The sequence below is a fragment of the Anaerolineae bacterium genome (assembly GCA_016931895.1).
GTDB lineage: Bacteria > Chloroflexota > Anaerolineae > 4572-78 > J111 > JAFGNV01.
Map to the genome: position 1 here is coordinate 20,931 of JAFGDY010000027.1, position 6,502 is coordinate 27,432.

The 6,502-nt window shown below is 56.3% G+C and carries 7 protein-coding genes; 3 read left to right on the plus strand and 4 right to left on the minus strand.

Annotated elements, in window-relative coordinates; all coding sequences use genetic code 11:
• Positions 1–7 precede the first annotated feature (7 nt).
• A complete protein-coding gene (locus tag JW953_02270) occupies positions 8–568 on the plus strand; it encodes a DUF697 domain-containing protein (protein ID MBN1991500.1) in 561 nt (186 codons plus the stop codon).
• Positions 569–627: 59 nt separating this feature from the next.
• Positions 628–1,422 carry a M50 family metallopeptidase gene (locus JW953_02275; GenBank protein MBN1991501.1) on the plus strand — a complete coding sequence of 265 codons (795 nt, stop codon included), beginning with the start codon at positions 628–630 and terminating at the stop codon, positions 1,420–1,422.
• 132 nt (positions 1,423–1,554) lie between these two features.
• Here JW953_02275 and JW953_02280 read toward each other — a convergent pair whose 3' ends face one another.
• Positions 1,555–2,610 carry a UDP-glucose--hexose-1-phosphate uridylyltransferase gene (locus JW953_02280; GenBank protein ID MBN1991502.1) on the minus strand — a complete coding sequence of 352 codons (1,056 nt, stop codon included), beginning with the start codon at positions 2,608–2,610 and terminating at the stop codon, positions 1,555–1,557.
• 104 nt (positions 2,611–2,714) lie between these two features.
• Positions 2,715–4,286, minus strand: a complete 1,572-nt coding sequence (locus JW953_02285; protein ID MBN1991503.1) for a fused MFS/spermidine synthase — start codon at positions 4,284–4,286, stop codon at positions 2,715–2,717.
• 148 nt (positions 4,287–4,434) lie between these two features.
• On the opposite strand from JW953_02285, the gene JW953_02290 reads away from it, so the two are divergent.
• The gene (locus JW953_02290; protein MBN1991504.1) at positions 4,435–4,677 is read left to right on the plus strand and encodes a GlsB/YeaQ/YmgE family stress response membrane protein; all 243 of its coding nucleotides are present in this window, start codon (positions 4,435–4,437) and stop codon (positions 4,675–4,677) included.
• A 33-nt stretch (positions 4,678–4,710) separates the two neighbouring features.
• Here JW953_02290 and JW953_02295 read toward each other — a convergent pair whose 3' ends face one another.
• Together JW953_02295 and JW953_02300 are read right to left on the minus strand one after the other, a co-directional pair.
• Positions 4,711–5,982 (minus strand): DUF3048 domain-containing protein, encoded by a 1,272-nt coding sequence (locus JW953_02295; protein MBN1991505.1) that lies wholly within the window; start codon positions 5,980–5,982, stop codon positions 4,711–4,713.
• 268 nt (positions 5,983–6,250) lie between these two features.
• Positions 6,251–6,502 (minus strand): hypothetical protein (locus JW953_02300; protein MBN1991506.1); only part of this gene is annotated, 252 nt, incomplete at its 5' end.

The window sequence follows — 6,502 nt, forward strand, 5'->3', positions numbered from 1 at the left end:
GCAAACCATGCCAGAAAAAAAAGAAGCCGATAAAATTGTCAGAAGTCATGTGATTTGGTCGTTGGGAGCCGGGCTAATTCCGGTGCCCTTGTTTGACCTGGCCGCAGTAACGGCCATTCAATTGGATATGCTCAAACAACTGGCCGACCTGTACGGCGCAGACTTTTCCCAGGCGCAGGGCAAGGCCTTTGTGTCGGCGTTGACCGGCAGCACGTTGGCTAAAATTGGCTCCAGCCTGTTCAAGGTTATTCCGGGGGTGGGCACGGTGCTGGGAGGCCTGTCCATGTCGGCCTTGTCGGGCGCTTCCACTTATGCGGTGGGCCAGGTGGTGATTACTCATCTGGAAACCAGCGGCCAATTTTTAGACGTTAACCTGGATTCGGCCAAAGCTGCCTACCAGGAAGCGTTTGAACAGGGCAAAGAGTTTGTATCGGGCTTAAAGGGGCAAGAAGCAGCCGGTAAAGATGTGTTTGCCGCCCTGGAAAAGCTGGGCCAATTAAAAGAGCAGGGCGTTATCACTAAAGAGGAATTTGAAGCCAAAAAACAAGAACTGCTGGATAGACTTTAAATTTTGAAGCCCGCGGGGGGTTTCCAAACCTCCGCAGGCCGGAAAATATTGAGCGCGCAATGAACTCACTCCAGTCTCTTTTTAGTTCCTCCCGCCAGGCTGACTTTTCAACCCGGCAGACCCTCACCTTAATTGGCCTGGCCGGGTTATTTACGTTATTGGTGGCCATTCTCCCCTGGTTAAACTGGCTCAACTATCCATTTCGTTTGTTGTTGACCATTGTCCACGAGTTGGGGCACGGCCTGGCGGCCTTACTTACTGGTGGAGAGTTTATCAGATTTGTGGTGCATCCAAACGGAGCCGGTCTGGCCACCACAGCCGGCGGCTGGCGTTTTGTGGTCATTCCGGCGGGTTATCTGGGCGTTGCCCTGTTTGGGGCATTACTAATTTTGTTGGGCCGCAGTTATCGCTGGGGCAGGCTTGCCCTGGGCGTGATTGGGGCCGGCATGATTTTTTTGTCGTTGCGTTATGGCGTCCCCAGTATTTTTTCGGCCTATGTTTTGAGCGGGATATTGACCACCCTCAGCGGCTTTATTTTTGGCGGGCTGTTTCTGGGGGTGTCTTTTAAGGCCCCGCCGGGCGGGATTATCTTTTTGCTTCACCTCATCGCCATTCAAGCTGTCCTTACCGCTTTTTCAGATTTGTTTGGCCTTATTGGCCTCTCGGCCCACTTTTTTTCCACGCCGGAAAACGACGCCCAAGCCATGGCCCAATTGACCCATATCCCCGCCATTGTCTGGGCCGTGTTGTGGGCCATTGTCGCCGTGGCGCTCATTGGCGGCGCCATTTGGCAAACGTGGTTAAAACCGGTCAAAACAAAACCATCTCCAGAATTACCCGGTTATCAATATTAATTGTCCGACAAGATACCTGATTACCGACGAAGGACGAAGGACGAACGACCAACTTTGGTCATTGGTCGTTCGTCGGTGGTCGTTGCCCGTTGGTCAGGAATGTCAAAACGTGTCCTGGCCTGAATAGCCCCCTCAGTTCGTTGCCTTGTAATGCACTTCCGGCAGCGCCCGCAAGCGTTCGGCGGACTGCTCGGCGGTCAGGTCGCGTTGGGCTTCGGCCAGCATCTCGTAGCCGACCATGAATTTTTTAACCGTAGCCGAGCGCAGCAGCGGCGGATAAAAGTGGGCGTGCAGTTGCCAGTGGGCATTGTCTTCATCCGCTTGAGCCGGGCCGGTAGGCGCGCCGTGCCAGCCCATAGAGTAGGGAAACGAGACTTCAAAGAGGTTGTCGTATTTGGTCAGCAGGCGTTTGAGGATGCCGGCCAGCGCGTTTCGCTCGGCGTCATCCAGATCGGGCAGGCGCAAAACGTGACGGCGCGGCAAAAGCAGCGTTTCAAAGGGCCAGACGGCCCAGAAAGGCACCACGGCCAGCCAATGTTCGTTTTCCACCACCAGCCGCTCCTGCCGGGTTGTTTCCAGGTGGGCGTAATCTACCAGGAGCGGCGAACCATGCTCCGCCAAATAGGCCCGTTGCCGGCGTTCCTCTTTGGCCGCTTCGTTGGGCAGGGCGCTGCCGGCCCAAATTTGACCGTGCGGGTGGGGGTCGGAACAACCCATCATTGCGCCTTTATTTTCAAAAACCTGCACCCAGCGATATAACCGGCCCAGATCAATGATTTGCTCGGCCCAAACGTCGATCACGCTGCGAATATGTTGCGTTTCCATCTCCGGCAAGGTTAGATCGTGGCGGGGTGAGAAGCAGACCACGCGGGCGGCGCCACGCACACTTTCCAGGCGCAGCAGGGGCGTGTCGTTGGCCGGTGAAGGCGGCGTGTCGGGTAAAAGGGCGGCAAAGTCGTTGGGAAAAACATAAGTGCTTTCATACTTGGGGTTTTGCGTTCCACTCACCCGCGTATTGCCCGGACACAGATAACAGTGGGGGTCGTAAGGCGGGCGGGTTTCGGGCGGGGGTTTTTCCACCTGGCCGCGCCAGGGCCGCTTGGTGCGGTGGGGAGATACTAAGGTCCATTCGCCGGTCAAAGGGTTATAGCGGCGGTGGGGGTGGTCGGTGGGGTTGAAGATGGTCATCCTTGCACTCCTTTTACCGGGTAAGCCGAAGGCATTGCCTTCGGCTTACCCAAAAACATTATCTGAAAAGCTTTAATTTTTAATTTCTACTTTTAAGGCGCTGCTTATCCACCCAACAAATACCTGATAATCAAACCATGAATCACCTGCTCCACCGGGGCTTTGTCGTCGGTAAAAACAACGTCGTCTTCAGCGGGTTGAAACTCCCAAATCCGGGCGTTGAGGGACCGGGCCGCTACCAGGCGCAGCAGCGGGTGTTGGAGTTGGCTCGCGTTCCAGGCAAAATTATCCAGGTGGGTGGGTTGTTTGGTGGCAATCACCAAACTGTTGCCCAACGAGCTGCCGTAATCGGGCACATCGAGCACGTAAACATTGGGGAAAACAGATTTCATGGTTGCGCCCAAAGCTTCAACCAGGCTAAAATCGGTAGACGTGCGCCCGGCATTAATCGCCACCACCCCTTTTTCGTTGAGATGGTCGTAAATTTCTTGAAAAAACTCCCGGGTGGTCAGATGAAACGGAATGTAAGGCGGGCGGTAGGCGTCTACGACGATGAGGCTATAGGTTTGAGGGGTGCGGGTTAAAAAATAGCGGCCATCTTGGGCGTGGGTGACCAGATTTGGCTCGTTCATGTCAAACCACCGGCGACCCACGGCAATGATGACCGGGTCAATCTCCACGCCGTCAATGGGAATGGGGCCGTAAATGTGGCTGTAGGCTTTGGAGATGGTCCCGGCGGCGGAACCGATAATCAGCAGGTTTTGGACGTCGCTCTGGTTAAAGGGTGGGTTATTGAAGTAAGGCGCAACCAAAAAATAATCCCACACGCCATCAACCAGGGGATAGTCGAGATAAGCAGGGTTGTAGGTGGAGTGGATGCCTTGGCCCTCGTTGAGTTGCAGGGCGCGCCATGTTTGGCCGGTGGGGTCAACGTGTTCCAGCACCTGGATGTAGTTGTAGCGGGACTCGATTTCAAAGACCAAGCCGGGCGTGGGTTTGAGCGGGCCAGACGGCCACAGCAGATAAAGGCCCAACAGGCTGGCCAGCAGGGCCAGGTAAAGCCAGGCCCACCGGGCGCGGGTCAAAAATAAACCGCCCAGGCTGACGGCCAGCAGCACCAGGGCGAAGGCGAAGAAGGTGAGGCGGGTGCCCAGGTTGGGGATGAGTACGAGCGCAGGCAAAAAGGCTCCCAGCAGGCTGCCCAGGGTGCTGAGAGCGTAAATAGAACCGGCGGTGTGGCCGCTGTGGGCCACGTCGTTTAAGGTGAGGCGGATGGCAAACGGCGAGACCACGCCCAAGAGGGTGACCGGCAGGCTGAAAAGCACCAGCACCCCAATGAGCGAACCGGCCAAAATACCGGCATTATAATCGGCAAAGCCCAGGATTGACCAGCGCAACACCGGCGCGGCAATGAGGGGCACCAGCCCCACCAAAAACGCGCCCCAGGCTGTGATTTGAAAAAGCGTGCTGGCGCGGGGGTCTTGATCGGCCCAGCGCCCGCCGATAAAGTAACCAACCGTTAAATACAGCAGAATCAGGCCAATGATGGAGGCCCACACCACCAGCGAGTTTCCAAAAAAGGGGTCCAGCAGGCGGCCGGCCGATAACTCTACGCCCAAGGTGGTCATGCCGGAGATGAAAACGGTCAATAACAAGTAACTTTTTAGTGTTGGCAATGAATTGCTCCTGCTTTTAAGTCGAGAGGTATTATAGTGAGGGTCAAACAGGTTGGCAATTGGCCTTATGTAATGAGAGAGTATTAAGGAACTTTTAGGGTTGTAGGCCGTATTGTACTTTAGGAAAAATCATTTTCAGGAGGATATAATGTCGTTATTAGCTTGGATTATCTTGGGTGGGCTGGCCGGTTGGCTGGCCGGCCAACTGACCAAAGGGCGAGGCTCCGGCTGTTTGGTCAATGTGATTTTGGGCATTATCGGGGGAATCATCGGCGGCTGGCTGTTCAGTTTGATTGGCATCCAACTTGGCGGGCCGGTAGGGAGTTTTATTACGGCCGTAATTGGCGCAACAGTGTTGATTTGGCTGGGCCAGTTGTTTAGCCGAAAGTAATCCATAGCTCTGGTCTGAGAGGCTTTCTGTTTTTTAATTAGGCGTGGCCGTGGCAAGCGACCCAATAGGCGTAGCGGTAGCGGTTGGCTCGGCGGTGGGCAGCGTCTCTGGCTCGACGGTGGCTTCGGCTTCGGCCTCGCCTAAACGCCAATGGGTCTGGCCGTCAATGTCAACCGGATAACCCAAGGGCAACACCTGAATCCAGGTGTTGCCTCGCTTGAAGGGCAGCGGGCGGCCGTCGTTGAAAATGAACAGGGGCATTTTGGCGCCGTCGGTTTCCCAATTCCCTTTCAAAACTTTGCCGTCGCGCAATAGCCAGGCCGTGCCAAAACCGTTGACAATGATGTTGATTGAAGTGCCGCCTATAGAGTCTTCCACAATGTCGGTTTCTTGGTGCTCGGCAAAATAGATCACCACGTTGGCCGCCGTAATCTGGCTGCCGTTAAAATCCAGCATCGGCTCGCCCGTGGTAAAGCGCAGGTAGCGGCCGCTCTGGGCATCATATTGCCACAGGGCCTCGCTGGTTTGCGGCGGGTAGGGAACGGTTACGGCCTGGGCCTCCCCTATGGCCTCAGCTGGCAAATCGGCCCAGGCCGGTTTGTCCATAAACACAAAGCCGCGCAGCCCCACGTCGCTTTCCAGACCTTCAGCCAACAGATGCTCGCGGGCCTGGGTGGCGTCAAAGGCCAGGCGGGTGGCCCAGTTCTCTTCGTCCCGGTAAAAATAAAGCCAGCGATTGTAAAATTCGTCCAGGTCAACGATGTTGGTTTGGGACAACTGCCAGCGCACCGGGTCGGACCCGCCGGAGTGGGCCAGGGCGCCCTGGTATTGGGGTGTAAGTTGTAAGTTGATCAGCCGGGCCGAACGAATAGGCGCAATCATCTCCAAATCCCGGCTCAAGTAAATGGCCGTAAAGCGCGTGATCCACCATTCAACCATTTCTTCATACACCACCTCGGCCTCGTTCAAGCCCACCTGGGGCCGGGCCTCAATGTCGTTGCCAATGCGCACCATCAGCGGGCGGCGATGAATGAGGGCCTGGTCGTCCACTGTCAGGCCGGTCAGCGGGTTTTCGTTGGGCGGGCGGTTGAGGCCAAACTCAGGCGGCCCGGTCATGGCGTCATTGCTTACGCTATCGCCCTGCATGGCGCCTGTCCCCACCATTGGCGTTGCCGCCGGGCTGGTGGGGGTGCTGGGCGCTTCGGTAGAGTAAACCACCACTTCTACTTCCGGGGTGGGTTTGGGGCCGGCGCCGCCGCAAGCAGGAGTGATGAGTAAAACCGGGCTGAGCCAGAATAGGCTCATATAAAAAGCACCTTTTAGACATTGGTGCATAGATACCTCCAAAATTCAAGGTGGGCCAATGTTTGTTTGAGTTGTTACGCCTCACCGGCCAAGTTTAATGGCCTTGTCGTCCCGGCGAAGGACGCAGGACGAATGACGAATGACGACGTTTGGTCATTGGTCGTTGGTCATAAACGCCGAAATGTGACCTGGCCGGGGTAGCAATTTTGAGCCAAGTATTTTGTTGTAACTTGCCCCGCCCCAGGCGTCGAACCGGCTCCTGGCCGGTCTACCACAGGGGGCAGGGCATTTTTATATTTGCCCACCCGGCCGCGCCGGGCGGCCAGGAACAGGCCGCGCCGTGTTTCATTGCCTCGGCCGCGCGCGGCTCAATTGGCCGGGCGGCATTTCTGGCCGAAAGGGAGACACGTGGGACAACACCAACCGCATCCCCCTGTTGTTGTTCCAATTGTCTGGATTGTTCCTGTTGCGGTTGGCGCACCGGGCAATCATCTTCGGCCTGTCCCCGCGTTAACGGCCG